Source organism: Kribbella sp. NBC_00359 (assembly GCF_036097425.1).
GTDB lineage: Bacteria > Actinomycetota > Actinomycetes > Propionibacteriales > Kribbellaceae > Kribbella.
On the sequence record NZ_CP107975.1, the window covers coordinates 262,680 to 280,788 of the forward strand.

Below are 18,109 nucleotides of genomic sequence, written 5' to 3' on the forward strand. Positions count from 1 at the left end.
TCCTTTGTGGGCGCCGAACGAACGCAGGCTGGGTTGAATGCTCGCCCGAAGCGCTCGCGCGCGGTCATGCGAGGCCACCGTTCACAGGAATGATTTGGCCGGTGATCCAGCCGGAGTCCTCGCTGGCCAGGAACGCGATGACGCGCGCAATGTCCCGAGGCTGCCCGACGCGCCCAAGCGCAGTAGCCCCGACCACGCCGCGGCGCTCGTCGGGCGTGAGCGTGCTGGCAAGCATCGATGTATCGACGATGCCGGGTGCGACGGCATTGACTGTGACTCCACGGGGACCGAGTTCTGCAGCTTGAACACGGGTTACGGATTCAAGAGCTCCCTTGGTCGCTGCGTAGGCCACACAATCCTTCGCGATACGGCGAGCCAGACCGGAAGATACATGAATCACGCGATCGCCAGCATCAAAGTGGCTCACGGCATGCCGTGTGGTCAGGACCGCAGCATAGACATTGACGTCGAAGTGGTCACGCAGATGCCGAACGTCAACCTCGTCAGAAAGACGTAGGCTAAAGACGCCAGCATTGTTGACGAGGATGTTGAGCCCCCCGGCCTCACCAACGGTCGTCCGGATCAGGTTTCGGATCTGGTCCTCATCGCGAAGGTCGGCTTGAACCACGAAGGCTTCCCCGCCGTCGGCCTGGATCATCTTCACAACAGCCGCAGCGTCATCCGCGTGTTGCTCGTCGATCACATTCACGGCGACAATGGCACCACGGGCAGCGAGCTCGACCGCGGTGGCTGCGCCAATTCCCTGCGAGGCACCAGTGACAATCGCGACCTTGCCAGTGAGAATCATCGCGAACCCCCGACACCGATCGGACAACCACAACAGAACTGAATTCCTGGGTGATAGCGGTGTTTGAGCGCAACCGGGTCGCCGAGCGTTGGGCCATTGCCCTCGACGGCCAGCAGAACGCCACCAATTGAGTCACGATCAATAATCTGCACAGCTCAGCCCTCCTGGATCAGCTTGGGGTCGGAGTTCACGCGGTCACCCTGCCGCGCGCAGCCAACGCGCCGAGCGCGCTGCCGGCCAAATGGATCGCCAGGCGTTTGTCGAAACATCCCTGGCCATCACGCTGACCTGCCTCCTGGACGGACTGGTGATGCCGAGTGCCGGCACCCGACATGTGGGGCCACGGCCGCCCCAGATAGTTGTGGAAGCCGGAAACCGGTCGACCCGCTGGGACCCGTCTGTCATCGGTCAGCTCCCTGTTGGTCGCCAGGTCTACCAGCCTGCTGCGCAGGCCCGTTGAAAGCCTGGACGTCGCACGGGCTCACGATCGAGCCCCCGACAGTGGAGCCCACCGTTGAATGTCCCGGACCGCCCTGACTCCGGATTCGACAGCGCCTTCGATCCACGCGGGGTTCGACGAGCAGTGCTCACCGGCAAAGAACAAGCGCTTCTCCGGTGCCGCGGCTGTGGCTCGTTCGGCCTCACGTTCGGCCGGGCTGGTACCCCACTGGGTGACGGCGGCTGCCCGGCTCCACCGATTCCGCCCCCACGCGACACTCACCGCGTTCAGGAGCATCCCGGGACGCAACACCTCCGGATGCATCCGTCCAAGCTCCCGACGGACCAGAGCATGCCGAGCCCGGACCGGCAATCGGCCAAGAAACTCTGCCTCCTCGCCTAACGTGTAACTCGCCAGCAGCACCGCACCCGCCTGCCGGCGACCATCGACCTGCTGGTAGTAGGTTTGGCGGATACGGCCACCGGAAAACGAAGCCCCACCAGTGATGCCATCCCTCTCCCAGAAGGCCTCACGACAATGGAACGCAACCTTGGTGGCCGGCCAATAGGGCATATCGGAGATGGCCTTCATCTTTGCTTCACTGAGGCCCCGGATCCGCAGCCGGCGCAGCACCGAGAACGGGATCGTGCACAGAACCTGCTCGCAGCGTCTCCTGACGACCACATCCCCGATCTGCACGTCGAGCAGGACACAGTCGTCGCGCACGTCCAAGCCAATGACCTCGTGGCCACGCTTGATCGGTCCACGAATCCGCTCCGACAGCCGCGTGGGGAGCTGCCCCAAGCCGCCCTCGAGCCGGATCAGCTCGGCACTGGTTACGGCCAAGATGTCGTCGATGAAGCCCGCGATGCGGCCCCCGCAGCCCTGCTTGATCTCTGGGTGGGCAGCGAAGAAGGCATGCACGTCAATCTGGCCGCAACCTCCAGCGCCGACAAACGGACGCAGGTCCAGCCGTCCGACAGCCGGGAGCAACCCATGCCGGAACTCGTGGTACATCTGGGTACGAAAGCCCGCCGGGGCAATGGCCTCTCCTGCTGCGGCCAGCCAGCCGCAGAGCAGTAGTGCCTCGTCGCAGGAGCGCGCCTGCGGTAAGTCGCGACGGAACTTGGTGACGAGCGTCTTGGCGACGTCGCCGACGCGGGCATAGCCCGTGGCGGTGGCATGGTAAGCGCTCGGGTCCGAGAAGAGACTTTCGAACCTGCAGACCTTGGACCCAAGCCCGAGGTCACCGATGAGCCCGAGCACCATCCGATGGCTTCGGGGGATCCGCATGGCGCCGAGTTCGGCGGTGGCACCGTCCGCGAACTGGTGGGTGTAGACCCGGCCGCCAAGACGATGGCTTCCCTCAAGGATCTCGACCCGATACCCCAGGCGCTCCAGCTCGTAGGCAGCTGTCAAGCCCGCCATTCCGGCGCCCACAATGGTGATCCGCGGAGAAGAAACAACGACGGCTCCGCGTCGCTCCGAAGGACGGAACACGGTCCCGGCAAGGCTCATCGCACACCACAATTCCCCCCCGTGCCTGTACAGCCGATGAAGCATGTTCGAAGCTGAAGCTTCACGTGAGCCAAACCGCACACGTGCGAAACAGCCCTCGAAGACTCAGTAAGACCCGGGCGACTCACACGTCGTCTGCCGAGCGCCGGGCGGTCTGGGCGGCGGCAGTGTCGACTGCACCTTCCATCAAAAGTGACGGATCTGACGCGGTGCTGAACTCTCACTGAATCGACCTTGAGGGAGCGCGAGGGTGACAATGCGCATAGATCGCCCAGTTCCGGCTTGCAGGCGCACCGCGCCTCGCCCGGTAGCCGTCGCCGACCGGGTCAGGGCGAGCGGGTGCAGTGGCTGGCGATTCGCCCTTAGCCGGCAAACGCCTGCCCCGGGGCCAGGGGTGCCTATCGCGGCCCAGCATCCGCAGCAGGGGGCGTAGGCGCGGAACCGATGGGTGATCAGCGACCCGGCCACTCGCAGTCCGCGACCATGCAGACGCACCTGAAACCGCATGCCGCTGTTCGAGCTCTCCAGCCCGACCGTCTATCGCGGCCCCGACAAGGACCGCTCAGCCGGCACAACCCCGCCTCCGTAGCAGCCCTGATCGGGATCCTCCAACGTGGCGGCTTGGTGGCAACGTTGCTTAACACCAGCCCGATCCGGGAGGCGGACACACTGTTGCTGATAGCAACGTTGTAATCCGCGGTTCGAGGCGGTCTCTCGGCGAGCCGACCTGTCCAAGGGGGGATGGGGTGTTGACAATGCTCATCCGAGCGTCGAGCGGCCGCCCCCTCGCGATGCACTCCGACGGCAGGTGCCAGCGGTGCATGAAAGGGGGACGGGTGGAGGAACCGAGATGGGCCACGACGCCGGGCGAGCTGGCTCGGCTCAGATTGCTGAACCTGTTGGGTGAGCTCGAGGTACTCGACTGCACCGATGAACGGGCGCGCCGGGCCAGCGGCCATGATCTGGTGATGGCCTGGCGTTATCTGGACCTGCGGGGAGTGGTCGTGTTCGACCCGGTCAGCAGCGGCGGGGAAACGAGCGGGGCAGCAGCGGGAATGGTGATGCTGTCGCGGCGTGGCGCGTTGGCCTACCGGGCCCGTATGCGGCGGGTGGCGGATCGGGCCGCGACACGCTGGACGGTGCGGGGCGCGTTGCTGGACTGGCTGACCGCCGCCAGTACCGCAGGGTTCCGGTGCCTGGCGGAGTTTCAGCGCGATCCGGCCGGGCGGGACGAGGTGGCGGCTGCTGCGGGGTTTCTCGCCAACCGCTCCTTGGTGGAACTGATCGACACCACCGGGAAACAGCTGGCGAAGGTGAAAGCCACCGTGGACGGCCACAACCTCGCCGATCAGAGCCGGCGCACCGGCCACTGCCTCACCGCCTGGACGTACCAGCCGGATCAGCCGCCCCCGGCAACCCGCACGAGACACCGTCAGCGGACCACCGCAGACAAGACCACGACCTGGCGCGATCATCGATCAGCCCAGACGAGACCAGCGGGCTGGATCTCTTCCTCGGCCAGCTGCGGCGCGTGACCTTGATCGATGACATGCCACAAGAGCGCCGCCGTGAAGTCCTCAGCCTCGTGGATCTGCTGATCGCCGCGACCCAGCACGGTGACCGCGAGGGTTTGCAGCGTAGCTGGGCCCACGCCCGGCTTCTCCTCGCAGCGGCCGGCCCAGCGTTAACGCAGTTCATGACCACCACGAGCCCACCAGCAGCGCTTGACGCACCCACGCCGCGAACCGAACGACCGTCACCGCCATCAGCTGCACCCGAGGACAGCGACACGTAGCTGCCCAAGGCATCAATTGGAGTCAGCACGCACGGTGATTCTGAACCGTCGCATAGCGCCGCCGCACGACAGCCCGATCAGCCCAGTCCGACCGGCTATTCCACTTCAGCGGCCGACTGGCTGCAATTCCTTCACTTCTGGACACGTCCGTACGCCCCGGTCGCGCAGCCCAGCCATGCCCATTGTCGATTCCGGCTGAATACTGACCCCCTGGTTCCGGTCGAATTCTGACCCACCCATGACGATCATGAGGTGTTGAACGTGGAGGACTGGGCGGAGATCCGTCGGTTGCATCGGGCTGAGGGGATGGCGATTCGGGCCATCGCCCGCAGGCTGGGGATCTCGAAGAACACGGTGAAGAAGGCGCTCGGGTCGCATGAGCCGCCGAAGTACGAGCGGGCGGCTAGTGCCGCGCGTCGTTAGTTGATTTACGGTTGGTGTTTGGGACGATGAGGCATGGCGAATCGTCCTGCTGCTGCGTTGGTGTTGCGTGAGGGTGACGAGGAGGGGTTGGTTGCGTTGACGCGGGCGTCGAGTGTGCGGGCCGGCCGGGCACAGCGGGCCCGGATCGTGTTGCTGGCCTCGCAAGGGGTGTCGAACTCCAGGATCGCGGAGCTGGTCGGGGTGTCGCGGCCGACGGTGATCGGCTGGCGGGATCGCTATGGCGAGCGGGGGCTGGCTGGGCTGGACGACGAGCCGCGTGCGGGCCGGCCGCGCTCGGTCGATCATCGGGGCATCGTCGCGGCGACGTTGACGCCGCCGCCGAAGAAGTACGGCGTCACGCACTGGTCGTCGCGGCTGCTGGGGCGGCATCTGCGCATCGGGGACGCCACGGTGGCCCGGGCGTGGCGCGAGTTCGGGGTGCAGCCGTGGCGGTCGGAGTCGTTCCGGTTCTCCACCGACCCCGAACTGGTGGCCAAGGTCACCGACGTGGTCGGGCTGTACTTGGCGCCGCCTGACAACGCGGTCGTGTTGTGTGTGGACGAGAAGTCGCAGATCCAGGCACTGGACCGCACGGCCCCGATCCTGCCCTTGCAGCCCGGGCTGGCCGAACGCCGCTCCCACGACTACGTCCGGCACGGCACCACGACCCTGTTCGCCGCGCTCGAGATCGCCACCGGCCAGGTCACCGCGGCCTGCAAACCCAGGCACCGGCACCAGGAATTCCTCGCGTTCCTCAAGCAGGTCGCCCGCGCCCACCCCGACCGCGAACTGCACCTGGTCATGGACAACTACGCCGCCCACAAACACCCCCAGATCAAGGCCTGGCTGGCCGACAACCCCCGCGTCAGCGTGCACTTCACACCCACCCACGCGTCCTGGATGAACCTGGTCGAGGTCTGGTTCTCCATCATCGAACGCCAAGCCATCCACCGCGGCACCTTCCGATCCGTCAACGATCTCAACACCAAGATCCGGGCCTTCATCACCGGCTGGAACGACCGATCACACCCCTTCACCTGGACCAAGACCGCAGACCAGATCCTCAACAAAGCCAACCGTCAGAAGACCTCCGACGCGCGGCACTAGGGGTCGAGCGGGTCCGTGGAGGGACTGACGGAAGCGGCCCGTTATCCGGCGGGATCTCCGTGCTCACCGCGACGGAGGAACTGACGTCGATAGCCGGGGCATCGGAACCGGAACCGGGCGCGTGGTGAACGCTGTGTCAGGCGGCTCGTCTGTTCTCGGCGACCGGTCGACCACCACTGTCGCACCTGCGCTCGTGAAGACCTCCCGCCACAGGTTGACCACGGCGTCAGATTGACCTGGGGAGAGTGGCGGCTGAGGGCTGCTGGTATATCCGAAGCTGATCAGGTCCACCTGGATGTCTTCGAGGTGTAGGGCAGTCAGGTCAGCGCGCACCGACAGCGCTAGCTGCTGGGCATTGGCAGTAAGCATGCCCGGACGAGTCATATCGATCACGCCTGTGTCGGGCAGGCCGGAATCGATGATGACGATGGTGCCGCTCCCGCCGACAAAGTCGGCGGCCAGCTTGACGCCTGCGAAGAGATCCGAGCCATCGCTGTCAGCATCAGCCTCGCGGATCCCCTGCACGATCTCCTGGGCTGCGGCGGCTTTGCGCTGCCGCCTTCCGTCGTTGCTCTTGATGTCGGCGAGGGAAACATGCAGGTGCTTCACTATCTTCGGGGACCCATCCACCGCCACGACCGCGATGTCGGCCTCGTTCGCGATTGCGGAGGACAGCAGACAGCTGAGTTCCTCTGGCAAGTTTGTTGGCGCAGGTTGGTTCTGATGCACCCCCACGACTAACGCGAGGGATCGCGGTGGATTTGATGGACAGAGCTGTGGGCTCGGCGCGGACGTTTTCGACGAACTGCTCGCGGGCGCCGTCGGAGCCGATGAACGCGTCGGGGACGCATTGGTCGACCCGGTGGACGATGACGAGTTGCCAGCAATCGCCACGGCCCAAGCAGCTATCGCGAGGCACACGACGATGGCCCACACGCGGAGCGGCCACCTCCTCCATATGGTTACTGCTCCAAGCAGCACAGCGCCAACAACGAGCACCGAGCCGATGATCTGTGCCCACAGCGCATCGGTGGACTGGATCACGACGTACGGAAAACCGATAATCGCAGCCAAGGTGGCTACCCCGGCGAGCGATTCAGTGACCGGAAGGTGACCAGCGTTCGGTCCAGCGAGGAGCGAGCTCTTTTCGGTCGACCGTTGCGACGCCGGTCGGATGGAGCCGGGCCGCAGAGCGACGGCCCCCTCTGATGGCGGCGCCGGTGCAGATGCTGAAGACGGCACCTGGATTTCCAGCCGGCCGTGCGTGTTCAGAGAAACACCGGCCCGTTCAAACGATTCACGTAGATACTTCACTCGCTGGGGCGGTATTTCGGCCTCTCCGTTGAAGGCGCCGGCGTCGCGGAGCGTCTGCAGGAGATCGTCCACCAGCTTGGCCGCCTGCTGTGGAGACGCTCCTCGTAGGGCATCTGCTAGTCGAGCATGTTTAGCCCCTTTGAACTCTGCAGGATCCAGGCCCGCCGACAGGAGCATCAGGTCGATCTCCTGGTGGCTCAGCCCCAGTCCGCCGGCCCACATCTGCGACAGCGCAAGAGCGACGTGGCCCCCAATATCATCCGGAAGCTTGGCTGGCGGCATAGACAGAGCATGCCGCATCTACGGCCAAAGCCCTGTTCCCATGCTGGACCTGAAATGTGGATCCGAGCCGGTTAGGCTTCCGTGAGCAGTGGCTCTAACAAGTCGGGGCCGTTGTTCCTCACATTGTTGACGGCCTTCGAGACAGCGTACATGTCGAGGCTGCCGTCGACCGGCGGCGCCATGAGACCACGCAGCTGGTCGACGTCGTGGTTGCGGGGATCGAGCCACTCGTCCCAGTGATCCGGTGATCGCCATGGGCGTGCGGTCGTGGATCCGACCGACGCTGTCGGTCGCGGTGGCTGTGATGATCGTGTACGTCGGCACAACTCTGGCCGGGTCGTCGTCGGGCAGCGACTTGTCGTACCAGACCTCGTACAGCCCGGCCAGCGCCAGCGTCGATCCGTCGGCCGGCCGGAGCGCGAACGGCTGCTTCAGCTTCTTGCCGGACTTGCCGACCTGATCGGTTTCCAGCCACTCGTAGAACGCGTCGACCGGGATCAGCGCCCTCTGGGACTTGAACGCCCGCCGGTACGCCGGTTTCTCGTGAACGGTCTCCGCGCGGGCGTTGATCATCTTCGCGCCGACCTTGATGTCCTTGGCCCAGAACGGCAGCAGTCCCCAGCGGAATGCGCGGAGCTCGCGCACCGGTTCCGCGTCCTCGTCGGCGTCCTGTGGAACGCGTGCGATCACCACCGGGTTGTCCTTCGTCGGGGTCACGTTGAAGTCCTGACCGCGCAGCTCGCCGGCGTTGCTCTCGTCGACGACGAACCGCTCAAGGAGCTCGGCGCGGCTGGCCACAGATGCGTATCGCCCACACATGCCTGCCAGCCTGCCACGCGCGACCGATGACGACCCTGATGCCGGGCAGAATCACTGCCGCCCACCTGGTCGACGAGCGGCTGCTCGACGTCGACCAGGACATCGAGATCGAGGTCCGGCGGCGGGTTCCAGCGCTGTACGCCCGCGAGCCGGTGATAACGGCGGAATCGCGATCTGGATCCGGCCAGGCGTGTCGGCGCCGGTTGAGCGTGGCTGCGGGGCGCCGACGGACCGGGTCCCGGTGAGAAGGGCGGTTATCGGCGGCTGGTGTCGCGAAGCAGCTGCGCGACTAGAAGGGCGGTTCTTCCGTCGAGCCGCCCGCAGCTGTCGCCGACGTCGAACCCGAGCACCTCGCGGCGTCCGTCGACGGCGACGCCGGTGGCTACCACGACGGCTTGGGAGACGACCCGGTGGTCGACTCTGGCCTTGCAGTGGGTCGCGTCGAGGAAGACGTAGCGGAACGGCTGGTCGGCCAGTGACCGGTCCCGGAACGCGGCGACCTCGACGTCGAGCTCGGCGCAGATCCGGCTGACCTCGGACTTGGAGATCCCCGAGTCGGCGCCGAGGGCCTTGACCAGGTCGTCGACCTTGCGGGTGGAGGTGCCGTGCAGGTAGGCCTCCATGATCACCGCGAACAGCGACTGATCCACCCGCCGGCGGCGTTCCAGAAGCGACGGGAAGAACGACCCGGTGCGCAGTTTCGGGATCCGCAACTCCAGATCCCCGGCGGTCGTGGTGAGCGTCTTCGCGCGGTGCCCGTTGCGTTGCGCGACCCGGTCAGTGGTGCGTTCGTGCGGGCCGGCGCCGATCACCGCGGTCAGCTCGGCCTCGATCAACGCCTGGTAGATCGTCTGTGCGGCTTGGCGGATTCGTTCCTCGACATCACCACCCTTCAGAGCCTCGAGTACCTCGAGCAGGGCAGACTGGTCCAGAGCCATCGTGTGAATTGTCCTTTCGCGAGAACCATTGGCGTGGTCTCGCTGACCTTCACACGGTGGCCTCCTCACACGTGGTCACCCACGCCGAGCAGGCCCCCGACATACACCACCTCAAGGGACGCAACCTCTGACGCCGCTGGCATGCCCGGGGACGTCCTCACTGTTGTAGAGCGACCGGCGCGGCACAACATTTGACATCTATAAGGATTTCGTTAATCATTATCTATATGGTTAACGATGTCGATGTTGCGTTGGCGGCTCTGGCCGACCCCACCCGGCGTCGCATTGTGGAGTTGCTGCACGAGCGGCCGCGGCGGGCGGGTGAACTGGTGGGGGCTTTCGACATGAGCGGACCTGCCATCAGCCGGCATCTGCGCATCCTTCGCCAAGGCGGACTGGTGGATGAGCATGGCTTGGACGAGGACGCCCGGGTGCGGATTTACCGGCTGCGACCGGAGCCGTTTTTCGCCCTGCAGGCCTGGCTGGACCAGGTGCAGGCCTTTTGGACCGATCAGCTCGGCGCCTTCAAGGAGCACGCCGAACGTATGAGCAAAGGATTGAGTGAATGAGTACAACTGGAATCGCTAGCGCCGCAGTCGACGTGGCGCTGGATCCTGATACCGCCTTCACGGTGTTTACCGCCGACATCGGGGCGTGGTGGAAGCGTGGCACTTACTACTGGAACGACAGTGAACGCGGCCAGGAGTTGCGGTTCGAGCCGGAGGTCGGCGGTCGGCTGATCGAGGTCCACGATCTTGAGAGCGGTGAAGGTTTCGAGATCGGTCGGGTACTGGTCTGGGAGCGCGGTCGTCGGCTGGTGTTCACGTGGCGCCAGGGCGATTGGGGTGCCGCCGAGACCACTGATGTCGAGGTTCGTTTCGAGCCTGTTGGGTCCGGCACCCGCGTGACCGTCGAGCATGGCGGCTGGGATCGTGTCGGCTCGGCAACCCCGGACCTGGCCGAAGGTTACGGCCAGGGCTGGGCCGAACTTCTCAGCTTCTATGTCGAGCATCTGGGGGCGCGCTGATGTTTGTTCACCTTGCCGTTCACCACCCCAAGCCCGAACACACCGACGACCTGCTCGCCTCGATGCATCGCGTCGACGCCGCCGCCCAGGACGCTGCAGGCCTCCTGCAGATCGGCGCCTGGAAAGACCAGCACAGCGACCGTCTAGTCGGCCTCGCCCTCTGGGAGAGTCAGGAAGCGTTCGAGACCTCCGCCGAACGTATTTTCCAGGCTGTCGCCGACGACCCGTTCGAGCAGTGGTGCCAGCAGCCGCCTGACATTTTCCACCTCACCCAGGCATAGCTGCGGTGGTCGAGCCCACCCCTGACCGTGTGGGCGGGCGACGGCCCGGAGCCGAGGTGCTCCGGGCCGGCGCGCGGTGGGGGTCAGGTGTTTCTGTTGTACCAGCGGTACATGGGGCGGGGTTCTTCCGGGAGGCTGTCGCCGGGCGCCGAGTCCGCCCGGGTCAGTACCTCTACCCGGGCCCGGATCTCGTCTTCGGACAGCCGCTCTCCGCTGTCCCAGCTCTCAGCACTCGCGATGTACCCGCTCGTACCGCTGTTCGCGGTCCGGGTGCTCGGACACCAGGGCTCGGTAGGCATCGGCCCACAGATTCCGGTACGCCGCGCGCTCGATGACGTCGCTCATCGGCCGGCGCTCCGATCGAGCGCGCTCTTGGCCTGGTCGATCAGGGCCTTGGCCTGGCTGATCAATTGGGCCGCCTCGTGGCGCTGGGCGTGGTCGACGGGCGCGTGTCCGTCGCGCCAGTCGGAGTTCATCCAGTCGCGGGCGTCGCTGAGTCCGTTCCTCGCTTGGTTGAGCGAGTCGCGGGCGTTGTTGGCGATGTCGGTCCAGGTTGGCTGAGCCATTGTCGTCACTCGCCCTTCGGGCTGTTGTAGCCCTGCTGGTTGATCGCGGCCTGTGCCTGCTCGAACGCCTGTCCCAGTTCGCGGGTCAGATGAGCGGCGTGCTGCAGGTGGGCCTGCGCCTGGTCGACGCTCTCGGCCGGGTTGCGGTTGTTGTCGTACACGTCGTACTCGTCCAGCGACCGGCGCAGACCGCTACCCATCTGCTCGGCCAGCTGGGCAAGCCCCCAGCTCGCCGCCTTGAGATTGCCGGTCAGCGCGTACACCAGGGGCGCCGGCGTCGTCCGGAACGTGCCGTGATTCAGCGCCCGCACGCACTCGTAGACATCGTCCGCCAGCTTCACCAGTTCTTCGTCACTGCTCATCGGTGGTCCTCTCGCAATGTTGTCGAGAGGCCGGGGCCGTTACTGGCGGTCCCGGCGGCCGCCTCCTGCATCTTTCACGGTGCCGTGCCGGACCGACAGTCCGGACGACAGATCAGGGTTCGAGGCCTCGACGGACCTCGTCCAGGACGTCGGCGTGGCATGGCAGCTCGAGCGGGCACCAGCACGCAAGGCGCTTGCCGGGCAGCTCGACCCGGGCGGCCCGGACCAGCTCGGGATGCGCGCGCAAGTGGCCGCGGTAGGCCGCGACGGCGGCCGCGTTCGCTTCCGGCGACCGCCGCGCGGGCTTGTGCGGGTTGTGCCATTTCGTCGGCCACGCGATCGAGACCGCGTCGGCGGTGAGCCGGGCGCCGGCCGTCCGGGACAGCTTCACCCGGTGGGCCGGTGCCGTGGCGGGCATCAGATGTCCTGGTCGACCGGCCGCAGCCAGGTCGGCAGCTCGGGGAACGGTTTGCCTAGGGCAACGAGCCGGAACGCTTCCATCTCGCGCACGTGGGCGGAGTGGATCAGGGGCGCGATCGCGGCCCGTACGGCGGCCTTGCAGGCGCCGTAGCTGAGGTCGTAGACCGGGTGTCCATCAGCTGGTGCCGGGTCGTCCGGAGCGATACCGGACTGGGCGCACAGCATCCGGGCCGTGGCCCGTGCAAGCGGCCGGACGGTCGTGTACATGGGCTCGTTCAGCAGCGCCTTCAAGTCCCACAGGTCGCCGCGATCCGGACCGAGCACCTTCACGGTCCGGTCCCCGTCACGCTCCCGGGACAGTGGCTCGATGGCGTTCCGCATCGATTCCCGCCGCCACACGAACGCGGCAGTGTCCAGCGCGATCAGGCCGAACTCGGCCAACGTCTCGACCGCGGGCTCGGCGTCGTCGTACCGCGCGGCGCTCTGCTCGGCGTACTCCTCCACGACGTCGTCCAGCTGGTTGCGCCACTGATACGAGTGCGCACCGGTCGGCCAGCCGTGCAGGAAGCTGTCCGCGTCCTTGATGACCGGGCGGTCGCGCAGCATCCACGCGGCTTTGAGGAACCCGGTCTCGGCGTACCAGGCCGCCGGCTCGACCCGGCCGAGCCAGTCGGCCAGCCGGAAGAACACATCCCGCTTCGGCCGGTTGCACGCCGCCGGGATCGCCAGGTTCAGTACCGCGGGCCGCAGGTCGGGGTCGACGGAGTCGTACAGGTCGCGTCCCCACGCGTCCAGCACCGGCGAGTAGTAGGTGGCGCCGTCGTAGACGTCGCCGGGCAGGTTCAGCGCCTCGGCGTACGCCTGGCTGAACGGGTGGAGCCGGTCGCCGTGGTCCTGGTCCTCGTCGTCGGTCAGGACCATGACCCGGCCGGTGATGGTCCGGTGAAACGGCACCGGGAGCTTGCCGTTCTTCGCCCAGTTGTACGCGGTACGGCGCGGGATGCCGTTCTGCTCGGCCCACTGTGACAGCGGAATCGGAGGAGTCATACCCGCGGTATGGCACAAATGGCACAGTGCCAAACATGAAACGCCGTGCCATTTTTGCCGACAGCGCCAATGCGCCCGTGTAAACAGGCCTGTCTAGCCGCTTGGCGCGCTTAAGTGTCTAGCGACTTGCCGTTTGTGTTGTCTAGCCCCTAGACTTAGACTATGAAGGCACGCGAGGTTGTCCGAGCGATCGAGCGGGCGGGCGGCAAGAAGACCCGTCAGACCGGCTCGCACGCGCGGTATGCGGTTCCGTACACAAAACCGGACGGGACGCCGAGTACGGCGTACGGAACGGTTCCTGTGCACGGCGGCGACATACCGCAGGGAACCCTCGATTCCATCGAAAGACAGCTCGAACCAGCGCTCGGAAAGGAGTGGCTCCAAGGATGACGACCTACCACGTTCACGTCACCCGTGAAGGTGACCAATGGCTGGCCGATGTCCCGGAGTTGGACGGCGCCAGCACCTACGCATCCAACCTCACCGCTCTTGACCGGTACGTCCGGGAGGTCGTCGTCCTGGCCGCGGATCTTCCCGATTCCGCTATGCCGGATCTCCAACTCGACTGGTCGTACAACATCGGCGGAGACCAGCTCGTGGAGGAGGCCAACGCGCTGCGCGCGGAACGGGCCGCCCTGGCGGCCCGGGAGGAAAAGCTCGAGCAGGCGACTCGCGCCCTGGCCTCCAAGCTGACCAGCGTCCGCGGGTTCAGCGTCCGGGACACCGGTCCCCTGCTCGGCATCAGCCACCAGCGGGTCTCCCAGATCACGCCCGCGGAGAAGAGGGCCGGATCGCTGACGCCGGCCGCAGCCCGACAGGCCGCCGCCGACCCGACGCCACGCAAGGCGAAGTAGCTCACCCCGGGCCGAGCTGAGAACCTCCAGGGGCTCCGCCCCCGGACCCCCGACCCTCCATCAGGGAGTGGGGGCGTTCCCATCGACCAGGTGGGGCAGAGCCGACCACACCGGCCGGGCCCTGTCCAGACTCGCTCCGCTCGGCCTGCGGCAACTGGACAGAACCCAACCGGCGCGGTCCCCCATGGGCACCTGACCGATGGGAGGAAGCGCTAGTAGGCCGGCGGCTGGTGGTGGTTCTCCGGCGTCGACGCCAGCATCCGCTCCAGTGCCCGCAGCCGGGCGGAATCGAGCGGCTGCGAGTCCTTCAGGCTCTGCCGTGGGGCGGCCTGCCAGTCTTGGGCCCGTTGGTACTCGCGGCCGGTGAAGACTTCCGCCAGCGCTGGACCGTACCCCAGATCGAGCGCGACCCGGTCGGCGTACTTCTCCGATGCCCGGTTGGCCCACTGCACGACGAACGGCGCGACCAACGGACTCAACATCAAGACGATGTAGGCGCTGAACCCCCAGAACGCCCACACGCCAATGATCCCGATCATCAGGAACCCAACGATGAACTTCAGCAGGAAACCGACGATCGGTTGTTTCCCCCCGGCCCGGATCGCCTTGCCCATCACCCGGGCTGGCAGCGACAGCGAGTAGACGATCAGCGACACCGGCCGAGGGAGCGCGAGGCGGTGCGCCAGCTCGTGCGCGAAGACGGCTTCAAGGTTCCGGGTCGGCAGCACCAGCGCCGCCCAGTTCGTGACCTCGATGGTGGATCCGGCCACCGCGGGCGCGGTCGCCTCCGGGCCTTCGTGGATCCACACCCGCCACCGGTTCGGGTCGACGCCGGCCGCCGCGCACGCCCCGAACCACGCCGGGATGATGTTCCGTTCCTCGAGCTTGTTCGGCGGGCGCAACCGCCACACCTTCCACGCCAGCAGGCTCTCCCCACGAGGATGAAGGGACCCGAGCGCGACCCCAACCCACAACACGACCTCGATCGCGTACAGGGTCGAGCTGAACGTGCCGAGAAACTGGACGCTGTACCAGCACCACAGCCACGGCAGTGCCAGCACGAGTTCGGTCAGCCCAGACAGCTCCCACCGTCGACCCCAACCGGCGAGCGGCAGCTTGAACTGCGGCGGGATGATCGAGGCCGGGCGCGGCGGCAGCAGGCTCGGTGCGTGAGCCGGTGGTACGGCGGGCATCGACCCCTGCGGTTTCGCCGGGACCGGCACGGATCCGGGCGACTGCTGGTACGGGTAGGTCGCCTGCGGCCGAGGTTGCCCGGGTTGCTGTGGGCCCGAAGTTCCTTGGCCTGGGCGGTTCTGCGGAAAGTTGTTGCTCTCAGCCCCGTTCACCTGCTGGAGGGTAACCCGCGCGGCCGCGTGTCGAACAGACGTTTTGCACCTTGTTGCACCGGCGTTCGCACGAACCTGCAGCCGCGAGGAGTTGACAGCCGGTCAGCCGGAGATGTGCGGGCGGGTCGTGCAGCCGATGAGGCCGCCCGCACGCATCGCCTGGTCGACGGCGTCCAGCCGGACCTCGGTCCCCCACTTGTGAAGGTCGAGCGGGCCGAGGTAGATCGGTTGACCGCAGTCGCGGCACTCGGCGTCATCCCAGCCGGGCGCGTCGGCGCGGAGCTGGTCGACGGTGTCCGCGCCGAGGACGTCGACCACCTCGCCGGCGACCTGCAGCACGCTCACCCCTCCCCCTTCGTCTCGTCCAGGATCGCGTAGACGCGGGCGCGGTTAACCCCTGCGGCCTTGACGATTTCGGTTCGCGGTACGCCGTTCGCGGCCGCCTGGCGGATCGCGGCCTTCCAGGCCTCGGTCTTCTGGTCGACCAGGGCGAGCGCGGCGTCACGCTCAACGCGCGTGCTGCGGACCTCGTCCAGCGCATCCGGGCTGTTGACCACGGGTTCCTCCTCGAGCTAAGTCCCGCCCGGGGAGCGGGGGCAGGTCGATTCTGTCGTGCCTGCTGAGGACTCGAACCTCGGTGTCGGCCGGTCAGGCTACAAAGTCTGGGGCGTCACGCCCTCCAGCGCTGTCTCCAGCCCTCCCCCAGTCGCTCCACTCCTCTACGACGGGCTTCAGCTGCCGGGCGTCGGTCCGGGCGGCCATTCCCCGTAGTGCTGCTGCAGCCACTTGGTACGGAGCTTCTTGCAGCGGCCGCCGTTGCCCGAGTAACCACCCTCGGCGTACCTCCCGGGCCACGCGTAGTGGTACGGGTGCCCCGTCGCACTGAGCTCGGCCCGGAAACCGTGGCGGACGTGGAGCTCCTCGGCGGTGGACTCGACGTCGCCGCAGGCCGGACAGGCCCAGCGGCCGCTCTCATCCTGCAACCACGTGCGCCAGTCGTCTTGCTGACGCTCGGCGGCGTCCAGGTAGTCAGCGACCTGCCCGAACAGGTCCAGCTGGACACCAGACATCAGCGCCACCCCTCGATCGGGGCCAGCTCGGCGGTGACCTCCAGGCGGTGGGCCTCGATCTGCTGCTCCAGCTTGTCCTCGGTCGCGGCCGTGATCCCGTCCAGAGTCCGGCACGTGCAGTCTCCGCTCATGCCGCCGGCGGGGAGCGGGTGGACGTTGTGCAGCTTGTGCATGCACTCGCGCAGGTGGCCCAGCGTCCGGCACCGGCCGCCGTACGGCGCGCGACCGGGGACCGAGGGGTCAAAGCCGTGGTTAATGCTCAGCAGGTACTCGTTCGGCTCGACCTTCCCGCACGCCGGGTCCGGGCAGCGCCAGCCGGAGCAAGACTCCCCCTTCTTCATCCCGGACCCGGTGTCCCACGGGGCGACCCAGTCGGCCCGCTCGAACCTGGCCTGCCATGCAGCCCGCTCCGCCAGCTTCCGTACGACGGCCGCCTCCTCCGCCTCGACCTCTCCGAACAGATCCAGCTGCAGGCCGCTCACTTGCCGCCCTCCCGCCAGTTGCCGGGGATCGCCTTCCAGGCGGCGATTCGCTCCTCATCGGCCTCGAACAGCCGCAGCACGTACGCTTCGGTAGGGTCGGACAGGTCCTTCTGGGCCTCCGGCGGCAGGTTCAGAAACGCTTCCACCGCTGCCCCCTCCTCGGTGGTGGTGTACCAGCACAACCGGGCGTAGGTCTTGCGGTGGACCGCCTCGGCCAGTACGCCGTCCGAGGACAGGTTCACCAGGCGGGTCCGCCAGGTGCGGCTCGGGTGCCAGGCCGACGCCGCCTTTGCCTCCTTCAGGGCAGCGGCCTCTGCTGCGACTTTGGCCTCGACCGCTTCCACCTGTCCGAACAGGTCCAGCTGTGTGTCCATCGGTTCCTCCGGCTCCGTAACTCCGTAACTGCGGACTCTCTCTAGTGTCTACTAGTATAGACACTTAAGGGGCGAAGTGTCTATAGCTATAGACACAAAAACCCCAGCAAAATAGGGTGTCTATAGCTATAAACATCGCAAGGAGAAGTGTCTATAGTTATAGACATGAAGATCGGAGATCGAGTCAACGCCCTGTACCTCGCCAAGCGCCAGGGCACCTCACTGGCAATGGGCCGACAGGTCCTCACCGTCACGCCGCGCGAGGACGGCCAGGTGCGCATCACCGTCGACCTGCCGAGCGACGCGGCCCTGGAGCACGGGACCTACATCGTCGGCGCCAGCGGGGAGAGCGACTACATCAGCAAGGCCCGCGGCTTCGTCGTCAGCTGCGGCGGCTGCGGCGCCGAGATCTGGGTGACCGATGACGACTGGGCCGACCGGACGCTCAAGTTCCGCGCCTGCCTGGACTGCCCGGACGGCGTCGACCTAGACCACTCCCGGCGGCACGCCGACGTCGGCTGACCCCCTTCTGAACCGGCGGCCGGGCCTGCGACTTGAGACCCCGGGTCCGGCCGCCCCTCCCCCACCACTCACGGATCTGGAGACCAGCTATGCCGAAGATCTACGCGACGGCGACCCCGGCCGGGTGTCAGCCCTGGTGCAGCCCGAAGCATCACCAAGTGTGCAACGGGCCCGTGTGCAGCCCGCACCTTCACCGCGACGTCACGCCGGACCCGCAGCCGTACCGGGATGACATGTTCGTCAGCGTCTGCTCGTGCGGGGCTGAGTTCCTCGGAGATGACCCGGACGACGCGGACTACCTCCTGGACTGCCACA

The 18,109-nt window shown here is 66.7% G+C and carries 23 protein-coding genes and 2 pseudogenes; 10 read left to right on the top strand and 15 right to left on the bottom strand.

What is annotated here, in order from left to right; genetic code table 11:
- Positions 1 to 64: 64 nt before the first annotated feature.
- Both OG876_RS01150 and OG876_RS01155 read right to left on the bottom strand, forming a co-directional pair.
- Positions 65 to 808: an SDR family NAD(P)-dependent oxidoreductase gene (locus OG876_RS01150; RefSeq protein WP_328522847.1), complete on the bottom strand. Its 744-nt coding sequence runs from the start codon at positions 806 to 808 to the stop codon at positions 65 to 67.
- 481 nt (positions 809 to 1,289) lie between these two features.
- Entirely contained in the window at positions 1,290 to 2,765 is a 1,476-nt protein-coding gene (locus OG876_RS01155; RefSeq protein WP_328522848.1) for a flavin monoamine oxidase family protein, read from the bottom strand.
- A gap of 836 nt (positions 2,766 to 3,601) precedes the next feature.
- Here OG876_RS01155 and OG876_RS01160 point away from each other — a divergent pair.
- From OG876_RS01160 to OG876_RS01170, 3 genes and pseudogenes are all read left to right on the top strand, one after another.
- Positions 3,602 to 4,300 (top strand): hypothetical protein, encoded by a 699-nt coding sequence (locus OG876_RS01160; RefSeq protein ID WP_328522849.1) that lies wholly within the window; start codon positions 3,602 to 3,604, stop codon positions 4,298 to 4,300.
- A gap of 512 nt (positions 4,301 to 4,812) precedes the next feature.
- Positions 4,813 to 4,962 (top strand): annotated as a pseudogene (locus OG876_RS01165) (helix-turn-helix domain-containing protein); the annotation flags it as partial.
- Between the two features lie 54 nt (positions 4,963 to 5,016).
- Positions 5,017 to 6,090 carry an IS630 family transposase gene (locus OG876_RS01170; protein WP_328522661.1) on the top strand — a complete coding sequence of 358 codons (1,074 nt, stop codon included), beginning with the start codon at positions 5,017 to 5,019 and terminating at the stop codon, positions 6,088 to 6,090.
- 63 nt (positions 6,091 to 6,153) lie between these two features.
- Here OG876_RS01170 and OG876_RS01175 read toward each other — a convergent pair whose 3' ends face one another.
- Positions 6,154 to 7,686 carry a hypothetical protein gene (locus OG876_RS01175; RefSeq protein WP_328522850.1) on the bottom strand — a complete coding sequence of 511 codons (1,533 nt, stop codon included), beginning with the start codon at positions 7,684 to 7,686 and terminating at the stop codon, positions 6,154 to 6,156.
- A gap of 18 nt (positions 7,687 to 7,704) precedes the next feature.
- On the bottom strand, positions 7,705 to 8,505 hold the full coding sequence (locus OG876_RS01180) for an SOS response-associated peptidase (protein WP_328522851.1): 801 nt from the start codon (positions 8,503 to 8,505) through the stop codon (positions 7,705 to 7,707).
- A 26-nt stretch (positions 8,506 to 8,531) separates the two neighbouring features.
- On the opposite strand from OG876_RS01180, the gene OG876_RS01185 reads away from it, so the two are divergent.
- A complete protein-coding gene (locus tag OG876_RS01185; protein WP_328522852.1) occupies positions 8,532 to 8,750 on the top strand; it encodes a hypothetical protein in 219 nt (72 codons plus the stop codon).
- 78 nt (positions 8,751 to 8,828) lie between these two features.
- Here OG876_RS01185 and OG876_RS01190 read toward each other — a convergent pair.
- Positions 8,829 to 9,443 (bottom strand): annotated as a pseudogene (locus tag OG876_RS01190) (IS256 family transposase); the annotation flags it as partial.
- A gap of 227 nt (positions 9,444 to 9,670) precedes the next feature.
- Between OG876_RS01190 and OG876_RS01195 the strand changes: the two are divergent.
- The 3 genes from OG876_RS01195 to OG876_RS01205 are packed head-to-tail and all read left to right on the top strand — an operon-like array spanning position 9,671 to position 10,751.
- Complete coding sequence (locus tag OG876_RS01195; protein ID WP_328522853.1) at positions 9,671 to 10,012, top strand: ArsR/SmtB family transcription factor; 342 nt, start codon at positions 9,671 to 9,673, stop codon at positions 10,010 to 10,012.
- A gap of 32 nt (positions 10,013 to 10,044) precedes the next feature.
- A complete protein-coding gene (locus OG876_RS01200; protein WP_328522854.1) occupies positions 10,045 to 10,470 on the top strand; it encodes an SRPBCC domain-containing protein in 426 nt (141 codons plus the stop codon).
- Positions 10,470 to 10,751: a hypothetical protein gene (locus tag OG876_RS01205; protein ID WP_328522855.1), complete on the top strand. Its 282-nt coding sequence runs from the start codon at positions 10,470 to 10,472 to the stop codon at positions 10,749 to 10,751. Before OG876_RS01200 ends, OG876_RS01205 begins: the two co-directional genes overlap by 1 nt.
- Before the next feature lie 341 nt (positions 10,752 to 11,092).
- Here the strand turns inward: OG876_RS01205 and OG876_RS01210 are convergent, their stop codons facing one another.
- From OG876_RS01210 to OG876_RS01225, 4 genes are all read right to left on the bottom strand, one after another.
- Complete coding sequence (locus tag OG876_RS01210; RefSeq protein WP_328522856.1) at positions 11,093 to 11,317, bottom strand: hypothetical protein; 225 nt, start codon at positions 11,315 to 11,317, stop codon at positions 11,093 to 11,095.
- A 5-nt stretch (positions 11,318 to 11,322) separates the two neighbouring features.
- The gene (locus OG876_RS01215; RefSeq protein ID WP_328522857.1) at positions 11,323 to 11,679 is read right to left on the bottom strand and encodes a hypothetical protein; all 357 of its coding nucleotides are present in this window, start codon (positions 11,677 to 11,679) and stop codon (positions 11,323 to 11,325) included.
- 112 nt (positions 11,680 to 11,791) lie between these two features.
- Positions 11,792 to 12,097 carry a DUF4326 domain-containing protein gene (locus OG876_RS01220; RefSeq protein WP_328522858.1) on the bottom strand — a complete coding sequence of 102 codons (306 nt, stop codon included), beginning with the start codon at positions 12,095 to 12,097 and terminating at the stop codon, positions 11,792 to 11,794.
- The gene (locus tag OG876_RS01225) at positions 12,097 to 13,146 is read right to left on the bottom strand and encodes a hypothetical protein (RefSeq protein ID WP_328522859.1); all 1,050 of its coding nucleotides are present in this window, start codon (positions 13,144 to 13,146) and stop codon (positions 12,097 to 12,099) included. The genes OG876_RS01220 and OG876_RS01225 overlap by 1 nt, the downstream gene beginning before the upstream one ends.
- Positions 13,147 to 13,308: 162 nt before the next feature.
- On the opposite strand from OG876_RS01225, the gene OG876_RS01230 reads away from it, so the two are divergent.
- Positions 13,309 to 13,536, top strand: a complete 228-nt coding sequence (locus tag OG876_RS01230) for a type II toxin-antitoxin system HicA family toxin (protein WP_328522860.1) — start codon at positions 13,309 to 13,311, stop codon at positions 13,534 to 13,536.
- The gene (locus OG876_RS01235) at positions 13,533 to 14,000 is read left to right on the top strand and encodes a type II toxin-antitoxin system HicB family antitoxin (protein ID WP_328522861.1); all 468 of its coding nucleotides are present in this window, start codon (positions 13,533 to 13,535) and stop codon (positions 13,998 to 14,000) included. The genes OG876_RS01230 and OG876_RS01235 overlap by 4 nt, the downstream gene beginning before the upstream one ends.
- A gap of 212 nt (positions 14,001 to 14,212) precedes the next feature.
- On the opposite strand, the gene OG876_RS01240 is transcribed toward OG876_RS01235, so the two are convergent.
- The 6 genes from OG876_RS01240 to OG876_RS01265 all read right to left on the bottom strand — a co-directional run bounded on the left by OG876_RS01240 (position 14,213) and on the right by OG876_RS01265 (position 17,272).
- Complete coding sequence (locus OG876_RS01240; RefSeq protein WP_328522862.1) at positions 14,213 to 15,346, bottom strand: M48 family metalloprotease; 1,134 nt, start codon at positions 15,344 to 15,346, stop codon at positions 14,213 to 14,215.
- Between the two features lie 102 nt (positions 15,347 to 15,448).
- Entirely contained in the window at positions 15,449 to 15,691 is a 243-nt protein-coding gene (locus tag OG876_RS01245; RefSeq protein WP_328522863.1) for a hypothetical protein, read from the bottom strand.
- The gene (locus OG876_RS01250) at positions 15,688 to 15,903 is read right to left on the bottom strand and encodes a hypothetical protein (RefSeq protein WP_328522864.1); all 216 of its coding nucleotides are present in this window, start codon (positions 15,901 to 15,903) and stop codon (positions 15,688 to 15,690) included. Before OG876_RS01250 ends, OG876_RS01245 begins: the two co-directional genes overlap by 4 nt.
- 174 nt (positions 15,904 to 16,077) lie before the next feature.
- Complete coding sequence (locus OG876_RS01255) at positions 16,078 to 16,416, bottom strand: hypothetical protein (RefSeq protein WP_328522865.1); 339 nt, start codon at positions 16,414 to 16,416, stop codon at positions 16,078 to 16,080.
- Complete coding sequence (locus OG876_RS01260; protein ID WP_328522866.1) at positions 16,416 to 16,898, bottom strand: hypothetical protein; 483 nt, start codon at positions 16,896 to 16,898, stop codon at positions 16,416 to 16,418. The genes OG876_RS01255 and OG876_RS01260 overlap by 1 nt, the downstream gene beginning before the upstream one ends.
- A complete protein-coding gene (locus OG876_RS01265) occupies positions 16,895 to 17,272 on the bottom strand; it encodes a hypothetical protein (protein ID WP_328522867.1) in 378 nt (125 codons plus the stop codon). The genes OG876_RS01260 and OG876_RS01265 overlap by 4 nt, the downstream gene beginning before the upstream one ends.
- A 165-nt stretch (positions 17,273 to 17,437) precedes the next feature.
- Between OG876_RS01265 and OG876_RS01270 the strand changes: the two genes are divergently transcribed.
- Entirely contained in the window at positions 17,438 to 17,794 is a 357-nt protein-coding gene (locus OG876_RS01270) for a hypothetical protein (protein ID WP_328522868.1), read from the top strand.
- Positions 17,795 to 18,109 lie beyond the last annotated feature (315 nt).